The sequence below is a fragment of the Halorubrum sp. GN12_10-3_MGM genome (assembly GCF_005435235.1).
Classification (GTDB): Archaea; Halobacteriota; Halobacteria; order Halobacteriales; family Haloferacaceae; genus Halorubrum; species Halorubrum ezzemoulense.
In genome coordinates this window covers 44,832-68,845 of sequence record NZ_SGUB01000007.1, presented here as the reverse complement: position 1 = coordinate 68,845, position 24,014 = coordinate 44,832, and the positions used below count along the sequence as shown (strand labels likewise).

The 24,014-nt window shown below is 71.3% G+C and carries 30 protein-coding genes, 1 tRNA gene and 1 pseudogene; 15 read left to right on the top strand and 17 right to left on the bottom strand.

The window, feature by feature from the left end:
* Nucleotides 1-34: 34 nt before the first annotated feature.
* The 4 genes from EXE47_RS07335 to EXE47_RS07320 form a co-directional block, all read right to left on the bottom strand.
* On the bottom strand, nucleotides 35-856 hold the full coding sequence (locus EXE47_RS07335; RefSeq protein ID WP_089308163.1) for a fumarylacetoacetate hydrolase family protein: 822 nt from the start codon (nucleotides 854-856) through the stop codon (nucleotides 35-37).
* Nucleotides 857-877: 21 nt separating this feature from the next.
* The gene (locus tag EXE47_RS07330) at nucleotides 878-1,225 is read right to left on the bottom strand and encodes a cupin domain-containing protein (protein WP_089308162.1); all 348 of its coding nucleotides are present in this window, start codon (nucleotides 1,223-1,225) and stop codon (nucleotides 878-880) included.
* Complete coding sequence (locus EXE47_RS07325) at nucleotides 1,222-2,010, bottom strand: SDR family oxidoreductase (protein WP_089308161.1); 789 nt, start codon at nucleotides 2,008-2,010, stop codon at nucleotides 1,222-1,224. The genes EXE47_RS07330 and EXE47_RS07325 overlap by 4 nt, the downstream gene beginning before the upstream one ends.
* A gap of 89 nt (nucleotides 2,011-2,099) precedes the next feature.
* Nucleotides 2,100-3,419 (bottom strand): DUF362 domain-containing protein, encoded by a 1,320-nt coding sequence (locus tag EXE47_RS07320; RefSeq protein ID WP_089308160.1) that lies wholly within the window; start codon nucleotides 3,417-3,419, stop codon nucleotides 2,100-2,102.
* Between the two features lie 234 nt (nucleotides 3,420-3,653).
* Between EXE47_RS07320 and EXE47_RS07315 the strand changes: the two genes are divergently transcribed.
* The 3 genes from EXE47_RS07315 to EXE47_RS18700 all read left to right on the top strand — a co-directional run bounded on the left by EXE47_RS07315 (nucleotide 3,654) and on the right by EXE47_RS18700 (nucleotide 5,737).
* A complete protein-coding gene (locus EXE47_RS07315) occupies nucleotides 3,654-4,814 on the top strand; it encodes an acyl-CoA dehydrogenase family protein (RefSeq protein ID WP_089308159.1) in 1,161 nt (386 codons plus the stop codon).
* A gap of 103 nt (nucleotides 4,815-4,917) precedes the next feature.
* A complete protein-coding gene (locus tag EXE47_RS07310; RefSeq protein ID WP_049931633.1) occupies nucleotides 4,918-5,469 on the top strand; it encodes a hypothetical protein in 552 nt (183 codons plus the stop codon).
* A gap of 100 nt (nucleotides 5,470-5,569) precedes the next feature.
* Nucleotides 5,570-5,737: a hypothetical protein gene (locus EXE47_RS18700; protein WP_167373073.1), complete on the top strand. Its 168-nt coding sequence runs from the start codon at nucleotides 5,570-5,572 to the stop codon at nucleotides 5,735-5,737.
* A gap of 72 nt (nucleotides 5,738-5,809) precedes the next feature.
* Here the strand turns inward: EXE47_RS18700 and EXE47_RS07305 are convergent, their stop codons facing one another.
* From EXE47_RS07305 to EXE47_RS07280, 6 genes are all read right to left on the bottom strand, one after another.
* A complete protein-coding gene (locus tag EXE47_RS07305) occupies nucleotides 5,810-6,208 on the bottom strand; it encodes a hypothetical protein (protein WP_086215441.1) in 399 nt (132 codons plus the stop codon).
* A gap of 73 nt (nucleotides 6,209-6,281) precedes the next feature.
* The gene (locus EXE47_RS07300) at nucleotides 6,282-7,457 is read right to left on the bottom strand and encodes a hypothetical protein (protein WP_137703723.1); all 1,176 of its coding nucleotides are present in this window, start codon (nucleotides 7,455-7,457) and stop codon (nucleotides 6,282-6,284) included.
* Nucleotides 7,458-7,460: 3 nt separating this feature from the next.
* Entirely contained in the window at nucleotides 7,461-7,844 is a 384-nt protein-coding gene (gene hisI, locus EXE47_RS07295) for a phosphoribosyl-AMP cyclohydrolase (RefSeq protein ID WP_049931630.1), read from the bottom strand.
* A gap of 73 nt (nucleotides 7,845-7,917) precedes the next feature.
* Nucleotides 7,918-8,385, bottom strand: coding sequence for an N-acetyltransferase (locus EXE47_RS07290; protein WP_049931629.1), 468 nt, complete (start codon nucleotides 8,383-8,385; stop codon nucleotides 7,918-7,920).
* Between the two features lies 1 nt (nucleotide 8,386).
* Entirely contained in the window at nucleotides 8,387-9,721 is a 1,335-nt protein-coding gene (locus EXE47_RS07285) for a DUF92 domain-containing protein (protein ID WP_089308157.1), read from the bottom strand.
* A 349-nt stretch (nucleotides 9,722-10,070) separates the two neighbouring features.
* A complete protein-coding gene (locus EXE47_RS07280; RefSeq protein ID WP_089308156.1) occupies nucleotides 10,071-10,850 on the bottom strand; it encodes an HAD-IIA family hydrolase in 780 nt (259 codons plus the stop codon).
* Nucleotides 10,851-11,000: 150 nt separating this feature from the next.
* On the opposite strand from EXE47_RS07280, the gene EXE47_RS07275 reads away from it, so the two are divergent.
* The 5 genes from EXE47_RS07275 to EXE47_RS07255 all read left to right on the top strand — a co-directional run bounded on the left by EXE47_RS07275 (nucleotide 11,001) and on the right by EXE47_RS07255 (nucleotide 14,362).
* On the top strand, nucleotides 11,001-11,774 hold the full coding sequence (locus EXE47_RS07275; protein WP_049931625.1) for a GTP cyclohydrolase III: 774 nt from the start codon (nucleotides 11,001-11,003) through the stop codon (nucleotides 11,772-11,774).
* Between the two features lie 101 nt (nucleotides 11,775-11,875).
* Complete coding sequence (locus EXE47_RS07270) at nucleotides 11,876-12,115, top strand: hypothetical protein (RefSeq protein WP_137708103.1); 240 nt, start codon at nucleotides 11,876-11,878, stop codon at nucleotides 12,113-12,115.
* A gap of 196 nt (nucleotides 12,116-12,311) precedes the next feature.
* Nucleotides 12,312-13,223, top strand: a complete 912-nt coding sequence (locus EXE47_RS07265; protein ID WP_049931623.1) for a 1,4-dihydroxy-2-naphthoyl-CoA synthase — start codon at nucleotides 12,312-12,314, stop codon at nucleotides 13,221-13,223.
* Between the two features lie 122 nt (nucleotides 13,224-13,345).
* Nucleotides 13,346-13,789, top strand: a complete 444-nt coding sequence (locus EXE47_RS07260; protein WP_049931622.1) for a CBS domain-containing protein — start codon at nucleotides 13,346-13,348, stop codon at nucleotides 13,787-13,789.
* Between the two features lie 120 nt (nucleotides 13,790-13,909).
* Nucleotides 13,910-14,362, top strand: coding sequence for a MoaD/ThiS family protein (locus tag EXE47_RS07255; protein ID WP_089308155.1), 453 nt, complete (start codon nucleotides 13,910-13,912; stop codon nucleotides 14,360-14,362).
* A 171-nt stretch (nucleotides 14,363-14,533) separates the two neighbouring features.
* Here EXE47_RS07255 and EXE47_RS07250 read toward each other — a convergent pair whose 3' ends face one another.
* The 5 genes from EXE47_RS07250 to EXE47_RS07230 all read right to left on the bottom strand — a co-directional run bounded on the left by EXE47_RS07250 (nucleotide 14,534) and on the right by EXE47_RS07230 (nucleotide 17,315).
* Entirely contained in the window at nucleotides 14,534-15,664 is a 1,131-nt protein-coding gene (locus EXE47_RS07250) for an ATP-binding protein (protein ID WP_089308154.1), read from the bottom strand.
* A 355-nt stretch (nucleotides 15,665-16,019) separates the two neighbouring features.
* Nucleotides 16,020-16,104, bottom strand: a tRNA-Leu gene (locus EXE47_RS07245).
* 51 nt (nucleotides 16,105-16,155) lie between these two features.
* Complete coding sequence (locus EXE47_RS07240) at nucleotides 16,156-16,512, bottom strand: ferredoxin (RefSeq protein ID WP_089308153.1); 357 nt, start codon at nucleotides 16,510-16,512, stop codon at nucleotides 16,156-16,158.
* Nucleotides 16,513-16,591: 79 nt separating this feature from the next.
* Nucleotides 16,592-16,831 (bottom strand): hypothetical protein, encoded by a 240-nt coding sequence (locus tag EXE47_RS07235; RefSeq protein WP_049931617.1) that lies wholly within the window; start codon nucleotides 16,829-16,831, stop codon nucleotides 16,592-16,594.
* A gap of 25 nt (nucleotides 16,832-16,856) precedes the next feature.
* Nucleotides 16,857-17,315, bottom strand: a complete 459-nt coding sequence (locus EXE47_RS07230; RefSeq protein ID WP_049931616.1) for a DUF5796 family protein — start codon at nucleotides 17,313-17,315, stop codon at nucleotides 16,857-16,859.
* Nucleotides 17,316-17,472: 157 nt separating this feature from the next.
* On the opposite strand from EXE47_RS07230, the gene EXE47_RS07225 reads away from it, so the two are divergent.
* The 5 genes from EXE47_RS07225 (at nucleotide 17,473) to EXE47_RS07205 (ending at nucleotide 21,328) form a co-directional block, all read left to right on the top strand.
* Nucleotides 17,473-18,855: a hypothetical protein gene (locus EXE47_RS07225; protein WP_089308152.1), complete on the top strand. Its 1,383-nt coding sequence runs from the start codon at nucleotides 17,473-17,475 to the stop codon at nucleotides 18,853-18,855.
* Nucleotides 18,852-19,313 carry a hypothetical protein gene (locus EXE47_RS07220; protein ID WP_049931614.1) on the top strand — a complete coding sequence of 154 codons (462 nt, stop codon included), beginning with the start codon at nucleotides 18,852-18,854 and terminating at the stop codon, nucleotides 19,311-19,313. Before EXE47_RS07225 ends, EXE47_RS07220 begins: the two co-directional genes overlap by 4 nt.
* Nucleotides 19,310-19,921 carry a hypothetical protein gene (locus EXE47_RS07215; protein ID WP_089308151.1) on the top strand — a complete coding sequence of 204 codons (612 nt, stop codon included), beginning with the start codon at nucleotides 19,310-19,312 and terminating at the stop codon, nucleotides 19,919-19,921. Before EXE47_RS07220 ends, EXE47_RS07215 begins: the two co-directional genes overlap by 4 nt.
* Before the next feature lie 88 nt (nucleotides 19,922-20,009).
* Entirely contained in the window at nucleotides 20,010-21,002 is a 993-nt protein-coding gene (locus EXE47_RS07210) for a shikimate kinase (protein ID WP_089308150.1), read from the top strand.
* Between the two features lie 32 nt (nucleotides 21,003-21,034).
* A complete protein-coding gene (locus tag EXE47_RS07205) occupies nucleotides 21,035-21,328 on the top strand; it encodes a chorismate mutase (RefSeq protein WP_049931610.1) in 294 nt (97 codons plus the stop codon).
* Here the strand turns inward: EXE47_RS07205 and EXE47_RS07200 are convergent.
* Together EXE47_RS07200 and EXE47_RS07195 are read right to left on the bottom strand one after the other, a co-directional pair.
* Nucleotides 21,325-21,675, bottom strand: a pseudogene (locus tag EXE47_RS07200) (type II toxin-antitoxin system PemK/MazF family toxin); the annotation flags it as partial. The gene EXE47_RS07205 and the pseudogene EXE47_RS07200 overlap by 4 nt on opposite strands.
* Nucleotides 21,676-21,706: 31 nt before the next feature.
* Nucleotides 21,707-22,102, bottom strand: a complete 396-nt coding sequence (locus tag EXE47_RS07195) for a CopG family ribbon-helix-helix protein (protein ID WP_089308148.1) — start codon at nucleotides 22,100-22,102, stop codon at nucleotides 21,707-21,709.
* A 100-nt stretch (nucleotides 22,103-22,202) separates the two neighbouring features.
* Here EXE47_RS07195 and EXE47_RS07190 point away from each other — a divergent pair, with 100 nt between their 5' ends.
* Together EXE47_RS07190 and EXE47_RS07185 are read left to right on the top strand one after the other, a co-directional pair.
* Nucleotides 22,203-23,015 (top strand): hypothetical protein, encoded by an 813-nt coding sequence (locus EXE47_RS07190; RefSeq protein WP_049931608.1) that lies wholly within the window; start codon nucleotides 22,203-22,205, stop codon nucleotides 23,013-23,015.
* Nucleotides 23,016-23,097: 82 nt separating this feature from the next.
* Nucleotides 23,098-24,000 (top strand): MOSC domain-containing protein, encoded by a 903-nt coding sequence (locus EXE47_RS07185; protein WP_089308147.1) that lies wholly within the window; start codon nucleotides 23,098-23,100, stop codon nucleotides 23,998-24,000.
* The last annotated feature ends 14 nt before the right edge of the window (nucleotides 24,001-24,014 follow it).

The window sequence follows — 24,014 nt, the reverse complement described above, 5'->3', positions numbered from 1 at the left end:
GCCGGGATCGCGTCCGCGTCGGGTCGGCGCTCGCCTACCGGGTCACCGGCGCGGTGACGGACCCGATCGACTCGACGACCGCCCGCACCTCGTCGCCGGGGGCGATCGGCGCCGCGCCGGGCGTCCCCGTGCTGAACAGGTCCCCCGGTTCCAGCGTCATCGCGTCGGCGTGGAACGAGACGATCTCCGCCGGCGGGAACAGCATGTTACGGATCTCGTTTTCGGCCCGCACCTCCCCGTTGACCTCGGTGCGCACCGAGAGCCCGTCGAGGTCGAGCGGCCCCTCCAGCACCGCGATCGCGGCGCCGGGCACGAGGAACGTGTCGTAGCTCTTTGCCCGGGTGAGGAACCGGGGGTTCTGCTGGAGCACGTCCTCCGCGGTCATGTCGATCACGGGCAGAAAGCCGGCGATCACGTCGCTCACCTCGCCCTCGTCGACGCCCCGGCACGTCCGGCCCATCACGACGGCCAGCTCCGCCTCGGCGGTCACCCGTTCGCTCTGCGACCGCGGCGGCAGGCGGATCGGGCCGTCCGGCCCGGTCAGGGCCGACAACGGTTTCATGAAGCTCGCCGGCTCCGTCGGGCGCTCCTCGTCGAGATCGCCGGCGTGTTCCGCGTAGTTCAGGCCGATCCCCCACAGCTTCCCGAACGACGCCAGCGGCGCGCCGAACGACAGGTCGGCCGCCGGGACGGGGTCGGCCGTCGCGCTGGCGACGCTGCCGAGCGTCCCCGCGGCAGCTCGGGGGAGCGCGTCGCGGACCGTCTCGAGGTCGGGCTCGACGGCGCCGAGCGGGACGTACCCCGTCTCGTCGCCGAGCAGGGGGTTGCCGGTCGCCGTGCGCGCGAGGTACTTCATCTCGTCCTCGGTCCACTCATCTCACTCCTCGCGGTCGGTCCAGAAGTCGAACGAGCGTCCGGGCGCGAACACGTCGAGGCCGACGGCGAGCTCGTCGCCCGTGTTCTCGACGCGGTGGGGCTCGTTGGGCGCTAAGAGGACGGAGTCGTTCTTCTGAAGCGTCACCTCGTCGTCCTCGGTCGCGACGGTCAGCTCGCCCTCCAGACAGAGGCACACCTGCTCGTTCTCGTGGTCGTGCATCGGCGAGCTGTGGCCCGGCGGCTTCTCGAACCACTCGAAGGAGAACCGGTCGCTGCCCGCCATCGACACGCGCCGCCAGCCCTCCTCCGGCTCGTACGTCTCCGCCTCGTCGAACGCAACCGGCTTCATAGGTTCGCTCCGGTGGAGCCGCCGTCGATCGGGAGCGCGGTACCGTTGACGTAGCCGGACTTCGGCGACGAGAGGAACGCGACCGTGTTGCCGAGCTCCATCGGGTCGCCGATGCGTTCGAGGGGGTTCCCCGCCCAGTCGTCGAGCCCCTCCTCGTAGGAGTCGTACTCGCCCCGCTCGACGGCGGCCTCGACGAGGTCCCGGATCCGGGTCGTCTCGTGGGGGCCCGGCAGGACCGCGTTCGCGCGCACCTCCGGAGCGAACTCCTTCGAGAGGGTCTTCTCCAGCCCGATGACGCCCATCCGGACCGCGTTCGACAGCACGAGGCTGTCGATGGCTTCCTTCACGCTGCGGGAGGTGATGTTCACGATGGTGCCGCCGTCGCCCTCCCTGAGGTGGGGATACGACTCCCGCGCCAGCCGGACGACGCTCATCACGAGCAGGTCGTAGGCGTGCTGCCAGTCCTCGTCGTCGGTGTCGAGGAACGAGCCGGAAGGAGGGCCGCCGGCGCTCGTCACGAGGTGGTCGACAGTGCCGAACTCGTCGACGGTCGCCTCCACGAGTGCGGTGACCTCGGCGGCGTCCGTCAGGTCGGCCGGCTGTGCGACGACCTCGCCGGTCGCGACCGCCTCGATCTCCTCTTTCGCGGCCGCCAGTCGCTCCTCGTCACGGCCGTTGATGACGACGTCGACGCCCTCCCGCGCCAGCGCCTTCGCCGATGCCTTGCCGAGCCCGCTGGACGATGCGGTGACGAGCGCCGCGTTCCCGTCGATCTGTAGGTCCATGTCTCTCCTATCCCGCGTACGCCGTGAAAACATTTTCTTGCAGGCAAGCGGCGGAGCGACCGACACGCTCGACGCGGCCGTACTGGGCGTCAGGCGCCCGATGCGTCGCCGCCCGCCGCCTCGAACCGCGCCGTCCCGTCCTCGAACGCGACCGTCTCGCGGCCGACCACGTCAGCCCCTTCCGGGAGGTCGTCGACCACGGCGTCGGAGACGCGGTACTCGCCGAGGTCCTGCGTGTTTCGGATCCAGACGATCCGGGCGGTCTCGGGGTCGTACGCCCCCAACGCAGCCGCCGCGGTCCGGAGCCCGAACTCGTCGTCGGGCGCCACGACGGGGAGCTTCGACTTCGCGAGCGACCCGCTCGTGAGCGCGTTCACGTACGACTTCTTCAGGTCCAGTTGGTCGACGGCCGACCGCCGGGTGAGGTCCGCGAGCCCGATCCCGTTGCCGTTCCCCTTCGTCGCCTCGGTGAGCCCGCGGACGTAGATGAGGTCGACGTCGGGCGTCTCCGGGTCGGGCGCGTTGAGGACGCGGTACCGCCCGATGACGTTCGTGTCCATCCCCGCCCCTGATATCTCCTTCCCGATCTCGTCGACGACCAGGAGGTCCACGTCGTCGACGGGGAGCGTCGGCATCTCGTCGTTCGCGCGCTCCAACAGCTCCGGTTCCCGGGCGAGGAACGACCCCGCCGGGACGGCCTCCAGGTGACCGATCTCCTCCTCGAAGTTCTCGACGAGCGCGATTCCCCCGACGAGGGGAGTCTCCTCCTCGATCACGTCGAGCGCGGCCGTCAGCGTCTCGACGTACCCCTCGGCGAGCGCCGTCGAGTGGAACGACTTCGCCCCGCGCTGCTTACCGAGCCCGACGACCGTCATCTTCGTCAGCCCGCTCTCGATCTCCCCCGTGAAGTTGGTGTGAGCCTTCACCCGGTTCACCACGATGACGGCGTCGGCCGCGAGCGCCGCCTCGGAGAAGTACACCGGCAGGTCGGCGTCGCCGACGCCCGCCGTCGCCAGCCGCTCGGCTCCCATCCGCGCGTCGATGGGCGCGCCGACGCGCTCCTCGGTGACTCCGAGCGCCGCCAGCACCTCTCGTTGCCCCTCCGGAGTCGCGCCGCCGTGGCTCCCCATCGCCGGCACCACCACGGGCTCGAAGCCGCGCTCGGCGATCCGCTCGACGACCGCCGCCGCGACCTCGTCGATCCGGTCGATCCCGCGGCTGCCGACCCCGACGGCCACGGTGGCGCCCGAGTCGAGGCCGTCGAGCGCGAGTTCGTCCAGCTCTTCGCGCGCCGTCTCCGCGACCCCGTCAAGGCGCTCGGCCCGCGGCTCGTACCGGACCCGCGCGAACTCCGGCAGGGGCTGCGGATCGATGAGCCCGTCGACCTCGGAACGGTCGGGAAACTCCATGGGGAACCCCTCGTAACCGCGATACAAAACTACGGGTGGGAGACCCGCAGATCGGGCGGGCTCCACGTCCGCGTGCGGCTACTCGTGCCACGCGGACGCGTGACCGGTGCCGAACCGTTCCCGATAGGCCTCTCGCCGGGGTCGCCCGTCTCTCCCTGACCACCGCTGCCCGCGGCTCCGGTCGGGTGGCGGACACAACTATGGTTATTTATTCTTGGGTTCGATAGCGATGGTATGCTGGATTACTTCGACATGGAGTCGACCCTGTCCGAGGAGGAGCGCCTGCTCGTCGACTCCGCGCGCTCGTTCGTCGACGGGGAGGTCCCGGACATGGGCGACCACTGGATCGAGGGGACGTTCCCCACGGACCTCATCCCGAAAATGGGTGAGATGGGCTTTTACGCGCCGAACCTCGACGGGTACGGCTTACCCGATGTCAGCGAGACTGCGTACGGCCTGCTGATGCGCGAGCTGGAGGCGTGCGACTCCGGACTCCGCTCGATGGCGAGCGTTCAGGGGGCCCTCGTGATGTACCCAATCCACGCGTTCGGCAGCGACGAGCAGAAAGAGGAGTGGCTCCCGCGGCTCGGCACCGGCGATGCGGTCGGCTGTTTCGGGCTCACGGAGCCGGAACACGGGTCGAACCCCTCCGCGATGGAGACGATGGCCGAGCCCGACGGCGACGAGTACGTCCTGAACGGCTCGAAGACGTGGATCACGAACTCCCCGATCGCGGACGTCGCGGTCGTGTGGGCGAAGGACCACGGCGAGGAGGAGACGCCCGTCCGCGGGTTCCTCGTCGAGACCGACCGCGACGGCGTCACGACGAACAAGATCGACGAGAAGCTCAGCCTCCGGGCGTCGATCACGGGCGAGATCAGCCTCCAGAACGTCCGCGTGCCCGCCGAGAACCGCCTCCCCGGCGTCGATGGGATGAAGGGACCGCTGTCGTGTCTGACACAGGCCCGCTACGGCATCGCGTGGGGCGCCGTCGGCGCCGCGCAGGACTGCTTCGAGACCGCCCGGGAGTACGCCACGGACCGCGAGCAGTTCGGCAAGCCGATCGGCGGCTTCCAGATGCAACAGGAGAAGCTCGCGGAGATGGCGACGCAGATCACGCTCGCGCAGCTGCTCGCCCACCGGCTCGCCGACCTCAAGGAGGCGGGGGAGCTGCGGCCACAGCACGTCTCGATGGCCAAGCGCAACAACGTGCGGACGGCGCGCGACCAGTCGCGGATCGCCCGCGAGATGCTCGGCGGCAACGGGATCACGGCCGACTACTCCCCGATGCGCCACATGGCGAACATGGAGACCGTCTACACCTACGAGGGGACCCACGACATCCACACCCTGATCCTCGGCGAGGACCTCACCGGGATTCAGGCGTACCAGTAGTCCCGCCGACCGCCCTCGTTCCACGCGCCCTGACGACCCGCTCCGGCGCGCGCCGCCGCCACCGACACGCTCTTGCGCCCGCGTTTCCGTACTGTCGACCGACATGCGCGTGCGAGACTGGGACGACATCCTCGCGGACGTCGCGAGCGACTCGACCGACCCCGACGGCTGGCGCGCGGTCGCCGGCTCCCGCCGCGGCGGCCTCGGAGAGGACCTCTACTTCGGTCACCCGAGCGTCGGCCTCTACCACCTGAAGACGTACGCGAAGAACCCTCGCGACCTCCGCGGCGTCGGAGCGCAGGTCGCCCGCAAGGTCGACGACGGGCTGGACCCGCTCCTGCCCGACGCCGACAGCGACGGGCGGTTCGCGGTCCGGACGGCGCCCGAGGACGAGGACCACGCCGAGGAGATGGCGACGCGGCTCACCGAGACGCTGAGAGTCCACGCCGAGGCGCCGACCGACCCGGACCACCTCTTTGAGGACGTGATGGAAGCGGTCGACTCCCCCGCCTTCGGCCCGATGGAGTACGAGTTCGACGGACGGCCCGACGAGCTCGACGAACTCTCCGACACCTTCGAGGAGGCCGAGGAGCTGCTCACCGCCGAGCTCGACGACCTGATCGAGGACGACGACGTCGACCGCGGGTTCCACTGAGCGGCGGTGAGGGCGCTAGCGCGACCGCGCCGACTCGCCGCGGTGCGGACGAGACCGGACCCGCCGCATCGGTTTTGTCGCTCCGCCGCCAACGGGGGGTATGGGAGTCAAAGAAGACACGGCGAACGGCCTGATCTCGCTCGGCATCGGCGTCGCGGTCACCTGGTTCGCGGCCGACGACGGCGACCACGACACGACCGACCTCCTCCTCGCGGTCGCGATCAGCTCTTTCCTCTCGGGCTACTTCACGAGCTACTTCGCGAAGTGACCCGCGGTCGGTGACGTTCGGGTCGGCCGGTAACGCCCGGCCGGTCGGTGACGCCTTTGCCGATCGCCCGCGTCAGATCGCCGTCACCCACGCCCGGTACTCGGCGTCGAGCTCGTACACCTCTCGGAAGGCGCGCTCGACGAACCCGGCGACGCGGTTCGCGTCCGAGCGCGCCGTGACGACCGCGTTCGTCCCCTCGGCCTCCTCCGGGCTGACGAGCTCGTCGATGCGGAACTCCGGGAACTCCGAGAGCAGGGCCTTCAGCCGCTCCAGCTCCTCGTCGGTACAGTCGAGAATTAGCTCCGTGCCCGCGAGCTGGATCCACGGCGGGACCTCGCCGCCGTTGGTGTCGTCGCTGTCGGGGTCGACGTCGACGGTCATCACGTCGCCGGAGCGCGCGCGGTGCGCGGCCGCGGCGTCGGCGAACAGCTTCAGCCGCTCGTCCTCGGTCGCGGCGTCGAATCGGGTCATACCCGTGCTCCGCCGCGACGAGGCTTAAAAATCCGCACTCGACGGCGGGGGATCCGGTCGCCGCCCGCGCCGCTCACCGCTCCGTCTCGCTCAACACGTCGTCGACGACCGAGCGCGTCCGCTCGGCCTCGGCGAGCCGCTCGTCGGCCTCGCCGCGCTCGATCAGGGCGAGGTCCCCGTCGTCGAGCGCGTGGCGCACCTCCGCCGCGCGGCGGAGGCGCCCGTACTCGTCGCTCCGCGCGAGCTCGCGGACCGAGCGCAGGGTCGCGACCGCGTCGTCGTCGGCGATCCGCCCGACGAGCGGGACCAGCTCGTCGATCTCGTAGGCGAGCTCGTCGCCCGGCTTCGGCGGCCAGTCGAGCGTCAGCGGCTCGCCGTCGAGCCGTTCGAGGTACGTCCGGTGGACCGCGACCGCCGTGCGGAGCGCGCCCGGGTCGTCGACGTAGTGGTCGAGCTTCGAGTTCGTGTAGTCGGCGTACTCCAGCAGCGTCGCGGGCGGCTCCTCGCCGGCCGCGTGCGTCTCGACGTACTCCGCGAGGTCGGTCGGCGGCACGTCGACGTCGACGAAGGGAGTCGCGTCCGCGCGGTCGAGGAAGTCGAACACCTCGCGGGCGGACGCCGACTTGAAGAACTCCCGGAACGCCTCCATCACCGCCTCATCGTACGAATCGATCGGCCCGCGGAGGCGGTCGAGGTCCGCGTCGAGGTCCGCGTCGGCCATGTCGGCGACCTCACGGAGCTCCTCCACCCGCGACTCCAGCCGCTTGCGGGCCTCTTTGGCCGCTTTCCGGCCCGCCCGGTAGTCGTCGACCGCGTCGTCGTACGCCTCCAGGAGGTCGACGAACTCCCCCGCCGGCTCCAGCGCCTCGCGGGCGGTCGCGAAGTCCTCGTCGGAGAGGCGCCGCTTGTCGACCGCCTCGTCCGCCGCCTCGAACGCCTCGGCGGCCGGCAGGTCGTCGTCGACGTCGACCGCGTCCCCGAACTCGCCGCGGAACCGGACGTACGACTCGAAGTCGCCGGAGCCGACCGCGTCCTCCTCGTATCGGTCGAGGATCCGGTGCGCGTGGCGGTACGCGTCGGCCGCCGCCTCGACCCGGTCCCGCCCGTGGTCGTCGATCCGCGACTCGATCCGGCGGAGTTCGTCGTAGCGCTCCCGGAGCCGCGCGGCCGCCTCGCCGGCCCCGCGGACGGGGTCGTCCTCGTCGCCCTCGGCGCCTCCCGACGTGGCGCCGGCGGTTTCCCCCGACATCGGTCAGTACACCTCGTCCGGGTCGAAGACGCGCTCGCCGACGTTCTCGCCGTCGACCGTCCGGTGGAAACAGGAGCGGTGGCCGGTGTGGCAGGCGCCGCCGGCCTGGTCGACGAGGTACAGCAGCGCGTCGGCGTCGCAGTCGACCCGGACCTCCCGGACCGACTGGGTATGGCCCGAGGTATCTCCCTTGTGCCAGATCTCTTCGCGGGACCGGGAGTAGTAGTGCGCCTCGCCGGTCTCGCGGGTACGCGCCAGCGCCTCCGGCGAGACGTACGCGAGCATCAACACCTCGCCGGAGTCGGCGTCCTGGGCGACCGCCGGCACCAGCCCGTCCTCGCCGAAGTCGACCTCGATCGACCCCGTCTCCGCGTCGGCGTCACTCATGGCTGTCCGGAGGCGTGGCGCTCGAATAGTCCTTGTGCCTGCGGTCCCCGCATACGAGCGCGCCGCCGACCCCTTACGAGACGTATCGCAGCACGAGCGCGTCGCCGTCGGCGTACGCGTCCGGTCGGCGGTCGACGACCTCGAAGCCGAGCGACTCGTACAGCGAGCGGGCGGCGTCGTTGTCGGGGTGGGCCTGGAGCGTGACGGGGCCGTCGGCGTCCGCGATCGCCGCGTCGAGGAGCCCGCGGGCGCGCCCCTCGCGCCGGAAGCCGGGCGCGACGACGAGCTCCGCGACGTGGAGCCCCGGGCGGTTCGGCGCGTCCACGGGGAGGAGGTAGCCGACGACGCGTCCCTCGGCGACGCTCACGCGGGCGGCGCCAACCGCGAGGCCGTACTCCAGGAGGTCCGGGCTCGGCTGCCTGAGGTGCGACTGGAGCCCGCGGATCCGGTCGGCGTCGGCGGGTCGGCCGGGGCGCACTCGTGGGTCGGGATCGCCGGAGGCGTCGGGTTTCCGCCCGGCGCCGTCGCCGTCGCCCGTCATCTCACACCACCGCCCAGAGCGCGACGGCGACGACGGCGCCGGCGAGCGTCGCGAGGAAGTTCACCGACTGGTTCCCGACGCGATCCCCCTCGATCAGGGCGCCGAGGAGGCTGTCGACGGTCATCCCGGTGACGCCGGCCGCGACGACGGCCCCGCCCGCCGCGACGCCGCCGGCGACCACCGGGCTGATCAGCGGCGACCCGCCGGCGGCGAGGGCGCCGACGAGCAGCGCGCCGGCGAGGCCGGCCAGTTCGCCCTGCCAGGTGATCGCGCCGTCGGTCCCGGGCTCGACGCGGCGGAGCGTCGTCACCAGCCGCGGGCCGTCGTAGAGGCCGCCGATCTCCGAGGAGAGCGTGTCGGCCATCGCGGTCGCGGTCGCGCCCGCGAACGCGAAGCCGAAGGGCGCGGCCGGGACGGCGAGGTGCGGCGCGACCGCGTAGCCGACCACCGCCGCGAGCGCGACCGCCGAGTTCGCGAGCACGTTCCCGGTGCCGCGGGCCCCCTCGTTCTCCTGGGCGACCCCGCGGGCCGCCTTCTCGTCGAACCGGTACTTCGAGGCGAGCCCCCCGAACGCGTAGAAGGACATGAGGGTAAGGAACCAGCCGACGCCGCCGAGGACGACCGCGAGCAGCGCCGAGACGACCCCGGTGAGCATCCCCGCGACCGAGGCGGTGCCGATGGCGAAGGAGACGTACCCGAGCGCGCCGGTCACCGCGAGGCCGGCGACGACGAGGGGGGCGTCGACGGTCGGATCCAGGGCGATGAACCCCCACGTCACGAACGCGACGAGGATCGTCGTGATGTGAGCGTCCCGCGAGAACACCAGCGAGCGGACGAGCGCGGCCGTCAGCGCCGCGGCCGCCGCGAAGAACACCGCGACCGGGAGCGTCGCGCCGTCGACCGGCGCCCCGGTCTGAAGGCGCACCGCGATCTGTCCGGCGAGGGCGGCGGCCGTGCCGGCGACCACGTAGCCAGCGACGAGCGGGAACTCGTCCGCGGTCCGGCGGGAGACGAGCGTCCGGCCGAGGCGGCCGGCGCCGACCGCGAGCGTCGCGGCCGCGAACGCCTCGTACGGCAGCGGCGCGCGCGGCAGCGACGCGAACAGCGCGAGGCCCGCGCCGGCGAGCGCGAAGGAGACGAGGCCGTAGAGGCGCTCCGCCTCGCGGTCGCCCGGCAGCGCGAGCGTCTCGAACCACTCGCCGTCGCGGACGCCGAAGAACGCCGCCCCGGCGACGGCGAAGAAGGGGACGGCTGCGGCGGTGTCGAGCGCCGGCGCGAGGACCGCGATCGCGGCCACCGCGGCGAAGGTACTCGCGCGTCGGAGCCTCGGTATCACACCCTCGGCTACCCGCGACGACCACTTAACGGTCCCGACAGCCGTCGGGCGGTCGGTCGCGGCCCGCGCGGACGCCGGCGCCGGCCGTCAGGACAGCGCGGACACCGATCCAGGCGTCACAACCGCATTCCCTCGCCCGTCAGGCCCGAACGCGCTCGCCCGTCAGTACCGGTACTCGTTGAACTGGACCGCGTGTCCCTCCACCACGCGGACGGACTCCTCGGGGTCCTCCTCGTCGTCTCCGGTCCGGTCCTCGTGTGAGTCAACCACTCCCATGCGAGAACGGTACGCTCGACCGCACATAACTGTTTCCCACGCGGCGAACGGGTACCGACCGCTTCGGGGTTCCTCAGCCGACGACTCGGTCGATCTGACCGAGGTGGTCGAGCACGTGGTCCGGCTCGATCTCGGACGCCGCGAGGTCGGCGTCGTCGGTGACGCCCGACCGGACGAGGACGGTCGTCATCCCGGCGCGCTCGCCGAGCGCGATGTCGGTGTCGAGCCGGTCGCCGACGACGAGACACTCCTTGGCGGGGTGGGGGAGCCGCTCGCGCACCATCTCGATCGCGGTGTCCGAGGGCTTGCCGAGGACGGCGTCGGGGTCGCGCTCCGCGACGCCGGCGATCGCGTTGATCACGGCGCCGGAGCCGGGCACGTCGCGCTCCGGGGCCGGGATCACCACGTCTGGGTCGGTACCGATGAAGGGGATGTCGCGCTCTAGGGCCCAGAGCGCGGTACAGAGGTCCTCGTAGTCGAACTCGCGGTCGATGGAGGCGACCAGCGCGTCGGCGGCGTCCACGTCGTCGGTCGTCGAGAGCCCAGCCTCGGCGAACTGGTCGAGCAGTCCGGGGTCGGCGATACAGAGCAGGTCGTCGTCGCGGTGGTGCTCCCGCAGGTACCGCGTCGTCACGCTGCCCGCGGTGAAGACGCGGTCCGCGTCGATGTCGTACCCCGCCCCACCGAGCCGGTCGACGTACGCCCGCGGCGCCTTCGTCGGGTTGTTCGAGACGAACAGCGTCTCGACGCCGGCCTCCCGGAGGCGGCGGTACCCAGCGGGGGCGCCCGGAATCGGATCGTCGCCCCGCACGACCGTGCCGTCGACGTCGAGGACGGCGCCGCTGAAATCCATATTCGTGGTGGGGGCGCCACGGTCCTAGGAGTTGCGCTCGCGTCCGCGAACGGACCGCTGCCGCCGCCGCGCCGATCACGAACTCGGTACCGATCCCACCTTCGGGATAACGGAAGGGTAAAGCGGCCGGGTTCCGTACCGACGTTCACTGTGACGACGACTCAGGTGACCCTCGTCCAGATCGACAACTACGGGCCGTGGACGACGACGCCGGAGCCGCGCCGTGAGATGGATCTCCAGACGCTCCAGTCGCGGCTCTTCGCCGACGTGGCCCAGTTCCTCGGCCACCGCGACGCCTACGTCTTTTTCACTCGCTTCGACAACATGATCGCGGTGACCAACGGCGTCGACGGCGCGGCCCACGCGACCCTCCAAGAGTCGATCGGCAACCGCTACCCGGTCAGTATCAGCCTCGGGACCGCCGTCGCCGAGCGCCCGGTCGACGCGCTCGAAGCGGCGAACCGGCGGCTCCAGACCGCGGGCAGCGCGCAGGACGAGAGTCGGACCGAGGTGCTCGCGGGCGAGTACCTCTCGGAGACGGAGCGGTCGGACCTCCAGATCGCGCACTTCGACGTCGTCAACGCGACCGGCAAGTACACCGACCGGCTCAACGAGTTCGACACGTTCATCAACATCGAACGGGCGTACGGCTCGCTGATGCGCCACCTCCGCGAGGCGCACGGCGCCCTCTCCTTCTTCGTCGGCGGCGACAACGTCGTGGCCGTCTGTCCCGACCTCCCGGAGGCGGCGTTCTCGTCGGCGGTCACCCACGTACAGGACGACGTGGACATCGAGCTCCAGGTCGGCGTCGGCCGCGGCCCGTCCGCCCATGAGGCCGGATTCGCGGCCAAGCACGCCCTCGAGGACTGCCGACACGACGGGACGAGCGTCGAGCTGTTCGGCGCGCCCGCCGCGGGAGACTGACCCTCCGCCGCGCCGTCGGTCCGCCTCGGACACAGCCCATAATCAATTCTGATAATTTTGGTGCGGGGTTTTTGTACACCGACCCGGAAGCCACGGTTAGCATGTCAGAGGAGATAGTGTTCGTCTGTACGGCGGACGGCTGTGACGAGGGCCCGTGGGAGGGCTCGCACGACGCGATGGCACACTGCTCCGAGCATCCCGACCACGGGTACACCGGGATGCCGCGGTCCGAGATCGACCCGTCCCGCGAGGTCATCCCCGCGACGGCGACGCGGAAGCGCGACAACCGCAACCTCCAGCACAAGGGCCACCCGAAGGGCGCGAACGCGCAGAACGACTGACGGGTCCCGACGGGCGAGTCGCGGCTCCCGCGTCCCCCTCGGACTCCGGAGCCGGCTCCCGCTTCCGGCCGTGCGGCGCACCGAGCGCGCACCGTTCTGAGCCGAACGGCTTCACTTCACCCCGGTCCGGGCGCGGTCGCGTTCTCCGTCCGTCGATCCGACGCCGTTTATCAACGGTCCGGACGTACGATCCGGCATGGTCTCGGAGATCTTCGATCCCGACGCGTGGGAGCCCGTCACCGACGAGTTCGACGACATCACCTATCACCGCGCCGTCGACGTCCCCGCGGTCCGGATCGCCTTCGACCGCCCCGCGGTCCGCAACGCATTCCGGCCGGGCACGGTCGACGAGTTGTACGCTGCGCTCGACCACGCGCGCAAGCAGGCCGAGGTCGGCTGCGTCCTCCTCACCGGCAACGGCCCGTCCGAGAAGGACGGCGGCTGGGCGTTCTGCTCGGGGGGCGACCAGTCCGTCCGGGGCGGCTCCGGCTACGAGTACCGCGACGACGACGAGGCGGGCGACGACGACGACGACCTCGTCCGCGAGGCGCGGGCGGGGCGGCTCCACATCCTCGAAGTCCAGCGCTTGATCCGGTTCATGCCGAAGCCCGTCGTCGCGGTCGTCCCCGGCTGGGCGGTCGGCGGCGGTCATTCGCTCCACGTCGTCTGCGACATGACGCTCGCCAGCGAGGAGCACGGGCAGTTCCTCCAGACCGACCCCGACGTGGGCTCGTTCGACGGCGGGTTCGGCTCCGCCTACCTCGCGAAGCAGATCGGCCAGAAGAAGGCCCGCGAGGTGTTCTTCCGCGGGAAGACCTACTCCGCCGAGGAGGCGGCGGACATGGGCATGGTCAACGAGGTCGTCCCGCACGAGGACTTGGAAGAGGTGGCCCTAGAGTGGGCCGACGAGATGACTCGGAAGTCGCCGACGGCGATGCGGATGCTGAAGTACGCGTTCAACATGGCCGACGACGGGATGGTCGGCCAGCAGGTGTTCGCGGGCGAGGCGACGCGGCTCGCGTACATGACAGAGGAAGCCCAAGAGGGCCGCGACGCGTTCCTTGAGGGCCGGGAGCCGCGGTTCCGCGAGTACCCCTGGCACTACTGAGCGGCGGCGGCCGCGCCGCGCGGGGCCGAGCCCCGGTTCCGCGCCGCGCCCGGTTCCGCGCCGCGCCCGGTTTCGCGCCCCGCGAAGACACCTACAAGTACGCCGACGCGGTACCCCAGTGTATGCTCGTCGAGGAGGTGATGACGACGGACCTCGTGACCTGCGGGGCCGACGCCGCGGTCCGAGACGCCACGGAGCGGATGCTCCGCAACCGGGTCGGCAGCGTCGTCGTCACCGACGACGGGACGCCGGCCGGGATCCTGACGGAGAGCGACGTGCTCCGCGCCGGCTACGCGACCGATGACCCGCTGTCGGCGATTCCGGTCCGGAAGGCGGCGAGCGCTCCCCTCGTCACGGTCCGACCGAGCGCGACGCTCCGGACGGCGACGAAGCGGATGCGGTCGGAGGGCGTCAAGAAGCTCGTCGTCGTCGACGGGACGACGCCGGAGGGGATCGTCACCACGCAGGACATCGTCGACAACTACGCGGGGATCCGGAAGGAGGTCCACGACCTCGCGACGGACGCGACCGGGTGGTCGGAGCGTTCCGACCGGCTCGACGAGTGAGGCGGGCGGCTCGACCCGCGCGCAGAGGGCGACGGCCGACGGTGCCCGCGTCCCGTCGGCACTATCCCGGCGAACATGTTCGCACTCTGTCTTACCCGAGGCGGCGGCGTACGCCGACACATGACTCAGACCAGCGAACTGGCGGAGTCGCCCCCGACAGCGGCGGACGGCACGGACCCGGAGGATGCGCCGACCGCCGCGACCGAGGCGGAGACGACGGTCACCGTCCGGTGTACCGGCCACGTCCGCACGGAGCTCGACGAGCACGAGTTCGAGTACGCGTTCGAGGGCGACACGCTCCGGGCGTTCCTCGACGAGTTGTTCGAGGAGTATCCGCAGCTCCAGGAGACGCTCATCGCGGAGACCGAGGCGGACGCGACTCACAGCGGTTGGGCGCCGGCGCCGGACGAGCCGCCGGGGACGTGGACGGAGAACCCGGTCGGCGAGCAGACGACGACGTACGCCCGGATCCTCGTGAACGGCCACTTCAACGAGAACGAGAACGGGTTCGACACGGAGCTCGAGGCGGGCGACCGCGTCGCCCTGGTCTACCCGTTCGTGTTCTGCTGTTAGCGCGACCGCCCCACTCCGCCCCGCCGTTGCCGCCGGCGTCGCCCGCCGCGGTCGCGAGCACGGGGCCGCGCGTGCGACTCCCTCCGAATCCGGCACCCGATGGCGGCGCGCCGATCCGCTGACCGAGCGGCGAGAGCAGTCGTCGAACGCAGAGACGGCTCTCGGCGACCGCTACACGGCGGGCGCGGCGGTGTCCGATCCCCCGACGGACCGCGCGCCGCCGTCGGCCCGCGCCAGTCGCAGGCAGACGACGCTGCCCTCGGGATCGTTCTCCTCGAAGCGGACCTCTCCGCCCGAGCGCGCCACGATCCAGCTGACGAGCCAGAGGCCGAGCCCGCTCGTGTGTTCGAGGTCCGTCTCGTAGCCGCGCTTCAACACCTCGATCTCGCTCTCGGCGATCCCCGGCCCGTTGTCGGCGACTCGCAGTTCGACGTAGTCGGTCCCATTCCGCGAGACGGGCTCGGTCTCGACGCGGACGCGCGGCGTCTCCTTGTCGTTGTGTTCGACCGCGTTCTCGATGACGTTCGCCAGCGCCGAGTCGATCAGCCGGTGCGCGACGACGGGCACCGTCGGCGGCAGCGAGACGTCGATCTCCGCCGACGGATTGTCGCGCCGGACTCGCTCGCAGCACGCCTCGACGGTGGGGGTGAGCTCCTGTGACTCTCGGTCGACCTCCTCCGTGGTCAGGATCTGCTCGACGCTCCGGGCCTGTTTCCCCAGTTTCACCAGATCGGTCGCCTGTTGTCGGATCGTGTCGGCCTTCTCGTCGGTGTCGACCGACTCCTCGGTCAGGAGACTCGCGTTCCCCTGAATGACGTTGGCGTTGGTACGGATGTCGTGACGGAGGACGCGGTTGAGGACGGTTAGCTGCCGGGTGAGTCGGGTCGCTCTCTCCTCCGCTCTCCGCTGCCGGATGTCGTACACGCCGACGATGAATCCGAGGAGGGCTCCGCCCGACGCGGCGTTGACGACGACGAACGCCTGCTCGTCCATCACCACGCCGTACTGCTGCTGATACAGTATCACGAGGACCCCACCGACGGCCAGGACGGCGGCTCCGACCGCGGACCAACTCCCGACTCTGAGCGCGTACTCGCCGTCCGTGTCCCGCCTCCACAGCCAGACGCCGCCGCCTACGACGCCGGCGGCGAAGAGCATGGGAGCGACGATACCCAACAGGAACGTCGCGGCGCTCTCTTCCTCGCCGATCGCGTGCCACACGTGCGTCGCGAACAACCCCCCGCCGATCCCGACGAGTAACGGCACGCCGGCGTGTTCCCGGACGGTGGGCGGAACTTCCATGTCCCCTGCTCCGACCGCCCTCACAAAACTGTGCGGGAGAGATTATCGAATCTGATAGCTTTAGGCTCGGGCGACCGCTTCCGGTCCTCCGAGGTCGGTCGTTCGGGCCGTGACGCGGGTCCCACCAGTATCGACATTCGGAATCGGGAGCGGAGATCTGCTCGCCGAGCAGGTGGACGGTGCCAGTTAATTCGCGGGCCGCTCGCGAAGTGCTCGCCCCAGGAGTGCGGGGGAAGGGATTCGAACTCCAGTCGCTCCCGTTCGCTCGCCGCGTCGCGGCTCGCTCACCTCCCGCTCCCTAGTTCGAACCGTTCCTTGTCTCCACCCGCGGCTCGCGAAGTGCTCGCCGCAGGAGTGCGGGGGAAGGGATTCGAACCCTCGAACCTCTACAGGAGCGGATCTTAAGTCCGCCGCTTTTGGCCAGGCTCAGCCACCCCCGCGCGGATTCGGCTACCGGCGGCGGGGTGAAACCCCTTTCGGAAGCCCGGGCCCTACCAGTCGACCGAGAGCGTCCCGTCGCTGTGCGGGTCCGGCGCGATCTCCTCGTCGGTCCGCCGGTCGACGACGTGGATCACACCCGCGTCCTTCTTCGCGGGACACGCCTCTGCCGCGCTGACGTTCTCGGCTAGGTCCTCCTCGCCGATGTAGTACGCCTCCGGCTTCGCCATCCCGCTCGCCACGTCCATCACCCAGTTGTCCGCGACCTCGGCGCACTTCCCCGCTCCGAAGCACTTGTTCGCCTCGAAGACGATCTTGTACGGCTTCTCCTCGATCGGCGGCCCCTCGCCGCCGATGTCGCTGGCGCGGAGCACCTCGTCGCCGCCGTCGGTCTCGGCCTCGTCGCTCATGTCGCCTCCTCGGCGGCCGCGGGCCTTTCGTCTGTCGGTCGTTCCCGGTCGGTCGGGACGGGCGGACCGGACGAGTGGGTCACTCCTCGACGTGGTCCGCGAGCAGCCGCTCGGCGTGGTCGGGCGAGTCGGCGAGCTCCCACCGAACCGTCGCGGCGTCGCCGTACGCGAGCGCCTCCTTCAGCTCGTCGCGGAGGACGCCCGTGCCGAACCCGACCGTGTCGCCGTCGGCATCGCCGAGTTCGTAGAGTGCGTAGCGATCGGGCGCGCTCCCGACGGTCGAGCGGTCGAGTTCGCGCCAGGGTTTCGCGAGGCTCATCAGAAGGGTCCCGTCGGCGTCGGGGTCACCGGTGCGCGTCGAGCCCGTCCTCCGGGCCCTCGACGATCTCGTAGCTCCCCTCGGTCCAACCGTCCTCGACGAAGACGAACACGCGCCCGCCGGCGACCTCGGGATCGGCGACGACCTCGTTGCGCTTACCGTCCCGGCCGACGATCACGCCGGGGAACACCTCGTCGCGATCGCCGTCCTCGACGATGACGCGACCGACGCCGGACTCCTCGAGGATCTCGTCGTCGGTCTTGTAATCGTTCACGTACGTCATCACGCCCTCCGTCTCCGTCGGGTCGGTGACGAGCACGTGCGTCTCCTTGCCGGGACCGGCGGTGACCGACCCCTCGGCGGAGTCGGGGGCGCCCCGGTAGAGGGTCGTTCGGCCGTCGAGGTACTCGACGACGACGCCCTCCTCGCGGAGGTCGACGCCGATCGAGGTCGGCGGCACGTCGCTGCGTGATGGCGCGGACATACGCGACGCTCGGGGTGCCGGCCTCAAAAGGGACGCGCTCGGCCCTCGGCCCCAACGCGTCGCTCGGCTGCCGGTCGGACCGCCGGACTGCGGGCGCGCCCTCAACAGCGAGAATCGGCGTACCACATTTAAGTTCCTGCCGCGGGGAGTGCGTGTCATGCAACGGACGCGACGGGCGCTCTTAGGCGTCGGCGCCGCCCTCGTCGGGACCGCCGGGTGCCTCGGCGTCGAGGGCGTCGAGTATCCCGACGCGCCCGAGGCCGCCGACGCGCCGGGCGACGGGGGAGACGGGGGCGACGCCGACGACCCGCCAGAGGACCCCCCCTCCGACGACCCGGCGGACGCCGACGGCAACCCGCCGGTGACGAACGCCGCGCTCGCGGACGCGACGCGCGAGGTCGTCGACGACGCGGTGTGGTTCGCGACCGAGTACCCGGACGCGGTCGCGACCTACCGCGACGCTGTCGCCGAGGCGGTCTCGACGGTCCGGTCGGTCCGGGCGACCGTCGACGAGGAGGCGGCGATCGCGACCGAACAGGTCGACGCGGTCGCCGCCGCGGGGGAGACCGCGGCGTCCCGCGCGGCCGAGGCCCTCGAACCGCACTTCTCGCCCGGGTCCCGGATCCGCGACCGAGTCGACCGCCACGTCGAGGTCTTACGCGAGTTCGCGCCCCGCGGCGACGTGGACCGCGCCCTCGAAGAACTCGACCGGTTGCGCACCGGGCTGGCGGGCATGGGAACCTCCCTCTACGTCGAGGCACAGTTCTCGCGGAACCCGATCCACAACCGCCTGTTCCGGAGGCTGCTGGCGCCGCTCCCGCCGGACAATCCCGAGCGGGGTCGCGTCACGACCGGGACGCTCGTCGAACTCGCCGTCGCGAGCCGCGGCTTCTCGACGTTCGCGCACCGGCCGTACGACCGAGATGAGATCGACCGCGACCGCGTCCCGCGCATCTACGGCGACGCCCTTAGTGCCGATCGCCGGCGCGAACTGCGTGCCCGCCTCGGCCCGATCCCGCGGCCCGCCGACCGCGTCGAGGAGCTGTTCTTCTCGTTCGCCCGCCGCCCGCCGGCGGGGAATCGGCCCGAAGAGACGTTCCGCGGTTGGGCCCGCGAACTGGACGGGGTCCCGGTGTACGTCCAGCGGTACCCGGACGCGGAGACCGCCGACGCGCGGCTCTCGACCGCCCTCGACGAGGGCGCCACGGAGGGGCGCGCGCCGATCGACCCGGAGGCGACGCTCGCCGGTTCCGACTTCAGCGGGAACAGTTCGGCGACCGGGAACGGCTCGGCGACCGAGAACGGCACGGCCGCCGCCGGGGGAATTGGGGACGACGGCGGCCCGACCCCCTGGTACCGCTTCTATCACCGCGAGGCGGAGGGAGAGCGGTACGGCTTCGACGAGCACGCCGGCGTCCAGTACGGCTACCTCGTCCGAGCGGGCGAGTTCCTACTCGCCACCGGCTTCTCCGGCGACGCGTGGGAGGAGCGGACGGGCTGGCACGGCCGACTACGGCACGGGTGGGTGACCGGCGCGTGAACGCGAACGAGATCGGCCTCGTGGCCGCGGCGTTCGCCCTCGTCGGCGCCGGCGCCGGCATCGTCGGCGCGGCCGCGACGGGCTGGGCGGAGGCGGCGCTGGCGACCGCCGCGACCGGCGAGACCGCGCGCTTCGGACCCGTGTTCGTCGCCCAGTCGTACCTCGCCGTGACCGCGGCGGTCCTCGTCGGCGCGGTCCCGCTGGCCGGCGTCCTCGGCGTCCTCGTCGGGTCCCGTGCCCGCGGCGTCACCGCCGCGGCTGTGACATGCGGGCTCGGGACGGGACTCGGCGCGCTGGCGTACGGCCTGGTCGCGGTCACCATGATCGTCGTCTCGCAGGGCGACGCCGCCGCGCAGGCGCACGGGCTGGCGGACGCGTTCGTGCCGACGGTCGCGACGGCGTTCGTCGCCGCGGCCGTCGGCGCGTCGACCGGGGTCCTCGGGACGGTGATGCGATGACCCGTTCCGCGGACGGGGCGGACGGCCGGGACGCCGACCGACCCGTCCGGCGAGCGTCGCGGCGGGGCGTCGTCGCGGTCGGCGTCGCCGGGCTGCTCGCCGGCTGTCTGGTGACCTCGGAGGAGGGCGGCTCGACCCCTCGGCAGACCGAGAACGGGACGACCGGCGGCTCGGACGCGAACGACGGAGGCGGGTCCGACGGCGACGGAGGCGGGTCCGACGGCGGCGCCGAGGAAGCGACGCCCGACGAGGTCAACCCCGACGGGTCAGGGCTCGTCGTCACCGACGCGACGGTCCGCGACGTGACGCAGGGCGGCGGCTGGACGCGGGTCAGGGCCCGCTTGACCGTCGAGAACGCGGGGCGGTTCGAGTACGGAACGATCGAGTTCCGGGCCGACGCGTACGCCGTCCCGCGGGGCTCAGACGAGCGCGAGGCGGTCGGGTTCGCGTACGTCACGCGACGCTTCCCCCGCGACGACCGGTTCGACGGGACGAGATCGCGGTCGTTCGAGGTGACGATCCGGTTCGAGACCGGCGGGACGCCCGTCCGACCCGACGCCGAGCGGTACGCGGTCGACGCGGCCGTCAGGCGCGCGGAACCGCTCTGATACCCCGGAACCGGTGCGGCCGGCCTCCCTGACAGAGAGACTCGCCGTGATCGCTACCTCTTTGTCCGCGCTCGCGAGCCGTGAACCCATGGAAGGACGGGCGGCGGCGCTCGGCGCCGGGACCGTGTTGAACGCGCTCGCGACCGGCACGGGCGCCGCCTTCGGCATCGACGTCGAGACGCGCGCGGCGGTCGACCTCGACCCCGCGGCCGACGGCGTCGCGGGCGAGATCGCCGAGGACCCCGACGCCGACACCGACCTGATCGAGCGCTGCGTGAGCCTCGCGACCGACCGCTGGGGCGACGGCGAGGGCGGCACCGTCCGGACCGACAGCGACGTGCCGCTTGCGGCGGGGCTGAAAAGCTCCAGCGCGGCCGCCAACGCGACCGTCCTCGCGACCTGCGACGCGCTCGGGCTCGTGGTCGGCGACGGCGGCCGCGCAAGTGGCGACGCGGTCGGCGACGACGGCCGCGCAAGTGACGACGCGGTCGGCGACGGCGGCCGCGCAAGTGACGACGCGGTCGGCGACGACCCGGACGACCCCGCGGTCGACGTGACCCGCCTGGAGGCCTGTCGACTTGGCGTGCGAGCGGCCCGCGAGGTCGGCGTCACGGTCACCGGCGCGTTCGACGACGCGACCGCGTCGATGCTCGGTGGCGTCACCGTCACCGACAACGACGCCGACGAACTCCGCGCCCGCGAGACAGTCGACTGGGACGTTCTCGTCTGGACGCCGCCCGAGCGCGCCTACAGCGCGGACGCCGACGTGGCGCGCTGCGAGGCCGTCGCGCCCATGGCTGACCTCGTCACCGACCTCGTGCTCGACGGGCGGTACGGCGAGGCGATGACGGTGAACGGACTGGCGTTCTCCGCCGCGCTCGGCTTCGACGCCGACCCCGCGGTCGAGGCGATGCCGCACGCGACCGCGGTGTCGCTGTCGGGGACCGGCCCGAGCGTCGTCGCCGTCGCGGACCCGGCCGATCCCGAGACCGACCTCGACGCGGTCGCCGACGCCTGGGCCGACCGTCCCGGAACGCTGCGGCGAACGACGACGAGAGCCGACGGCGCGACCGTCGAGTGAGCGCCCGCGACAGATCACTGACCCTACTACCAATGAGCGACACACCCAACGCGGAGGACCGGAGCCTCGACGAACTGCGACACGAGATAGAGGACATCGACCGCGAGATAGTCGAGCTGATCGCCCGCCGGACGTACGTCGCCGACACCGTCGCGGCAGTGAAGGAGGAGCGCGACCTCCCGACCACCGACGAGGGGCAGGAGGAGCGCGTGATGGAGCGCGCCGGGGAGAACGCCGAGCGCTTCGACGTGGACGCGAACCTCGTGAAGGCAATCTTCCGGCTGTTGATCGAATTGAACAAGGTCGAACAGCGAGAGAATCGCTAGGGATCGATCAGGCCGAGGCCATACCTGAGCGCCTCGTCGACTTCCTTCGTTCGAGATTCCGGGACGGAACCACTGCTGTTGGTAATGCGGTGTTCGATAGGCACCGTGCGAATTTGACTACAGAGCGCGACCGAATCCTCCCGAAGCGGCGACTCCGCGACCGGAATACGCATCTCGAAGGGACACAGTTCGTCTCCCCGTGATGTCGTGATCGGAACGACGATGGTCGTCGGATCGTTCTCGTTCCCGATATCGTTCTGGACGACTACGCAGGGCCGTGTCCCTCTCTGCTCCGAGCCCTCCGTCGGATCGAACTCGACGATGACGACATCGCCGCGGCGAACGTTCCTCGATTACCACTCGGGAACCTCGTCCCGGTCAGTCGGGGCCGTCCCGAATCAGCATCACCTTCACTCGACGGACGGCGTCGAAGTCGCGGAGCCGGTACGTGAGCTGTCGGACGCGCTCGGCGTCGCCGCGGCAGAACAGCGACTCCAGACACCACTCGCCCTGGTGGGTGTGACTCGTGTTGAGGATCACGTCCTGATACTCGTGTTGCGCGCCGTGGAGCTCCCGGATGACCTCGTGGTGGCGGTAGTCGAAGCCGACGAGCGCGACCACCTCGCCGGTCGTGTCTTCGAGCCGCGAGTGCGACTCCACGAACTCGCGCATCGCCTCGCGGACCGCCCGCGACCGGTTCTCGATCTCCTCCTCCCGCCACGTCCGATCGAACTCGTCGACGAGGTCGTCCGGGACGTTGAAGCTCGTTCGCATTGTGCCGTCGTGGATCCCGCGAGTACAAGAGGTTCGTTATGACGATTCACCCGGTTCGGTACTAACAACCGCTAAACCCCGCCCGCTCGGAGCGCCGCGTATGCTCTCAAGTGAACTGTTCGGGCCGCTCGCGGGCGCGGTCCTCCTCGGCGCGGTCCACGGCGTCGAACCGGGCCACGGCTGGCCGGTCGCCGCCTCCTACGCCCTCGACCAGACCAACAAGTGGCTGTACGGGTTCGCGGCGAGCGCCATCATCGGCCTCGGCCACCTCGTGAGCAGCATCGCGATGGTCGTCGTCTTCTTCTACGCGAAGAGCTACTTCGATCTCACGCAGGTCAACGAGCCGATCACGGTGCTCGGCGGCGTCCAGATCGGTGGGCCGGTCAGCCTCGTCGCCGGCGCGCTGCTGATCGGGCTCGGCGTCCGCGAGTACGTCCACGGGCACTCTCACGGCTCTCTTGAGGCGTCGGACGATCACGACGCTCACGCCCACGGCCACGATCGCGACCACAGCCACGACCACGACCACAGCCACGACCACGATGACGACGACGGACGCCTCGCTCGATTGAAGCGGCTTCTCCCGTTCGTCGGCGGCCACTCGCACGGCGGCTTCGACGAGGGGGCCGACCGCGGCCTGCTCGGAATCGCGTGGTTCGCGTTCGTCCTCGGGTTCGCCCACGAGGAGGAGTTCGAGATCATCGCGCTCTGTGCCGGGTCGAACTACTGTCTCGAACTGATGAGCGCCTACGCGCTCACCGTCATCGCGGGTATCGTCGGACTCACGTTGCTGCTGATCGCCGGCTACCACCGCTCTCGGGAGCGCGTCGAGCGGTACACCCCGTACCTGCCCGCGTTCTCCGCGGCGGTCCTCGTCGTCATGGGCGTCGGGTTCATCGCCGGGCTGTTCTGACCCGTCGTCGCGCGCGACCACCGTCCGGCGGGGACGCCCCCGTCGGCCGATCGCTTTTTATCCGGCCCGTCGAACTCGCGGTATGACACGCGTCGCCGAACTCCTCGCGTATCCCCTGAAGTCCTGTGACGGCGTCGCCGTCGACCGCGCCGCGATCGGCCCCGAGGGCGCGCTCCGCGGCGACCGCACGTACGCGCTCGTCGAAGCCGGCGTCGACCCGGAGCGCGCCTCCGTCAGCGGTGGCGGCGGCTACGTTAACGGGAAGAGCGAGCCGGCGATCCACGGGCTCAGCGCCGAGTACGAACTCGCCGGCCCGCCCGACGCCACGCCGACGGCCGTGACGCTCTCGCGACCGGCGACGGAACGCGCCCCGGCCGACGAGCGCACCTTCCCGCTCCCCGACGAAGGCGACGCGCTGGCCGACTGGGTCGGCGAGTACCTCGGGTACGCGGTCGACCTCGTGCGAGACGACGCGGGCGGCTTCCCCGACGACCGCGCCGCGCGCGGGCCGACGGTGGTTTCGCGGGCGACGCTGGCGACCGTCGCCTCGTGGTTCGAGGACGTGGCGGACGCGACGGAGATGCGCCGGCGGCTCCGCCCGAACGTCGTGTTGGACGACTGCCCGGCGTTCTTCGAGGACCGGCTGTTCGCCGACCACGGGGAGGGCGTCCGCGTCGCGGTCGGCGACACGGCGCTGATCGGCGTCAACCCGTGTCAGCGCTGCGTCGTCCCCTCTCGCGACCCGGACACGGGGGCCGAGATCGACGGGTTCCGCGAGCGGTTCGTCCGGAAGCGCCGCGAGACGCTGCCCGAGTGGACCGCGAGCGACCGCTTCGACCACGACTTCCGGCTGATGGTCAACACCGTCGTCGAGGAGCGATCGTGGGGCGACGTCCTCGCCGTCGGCGACGAGGTCACCGTCGACGGCGTCGTGACCGTCGACGAGAGCGGGACGCCCGTCGCGGGCGCGGACGCGGCGGAGTGACTCTCCGGAAGCGA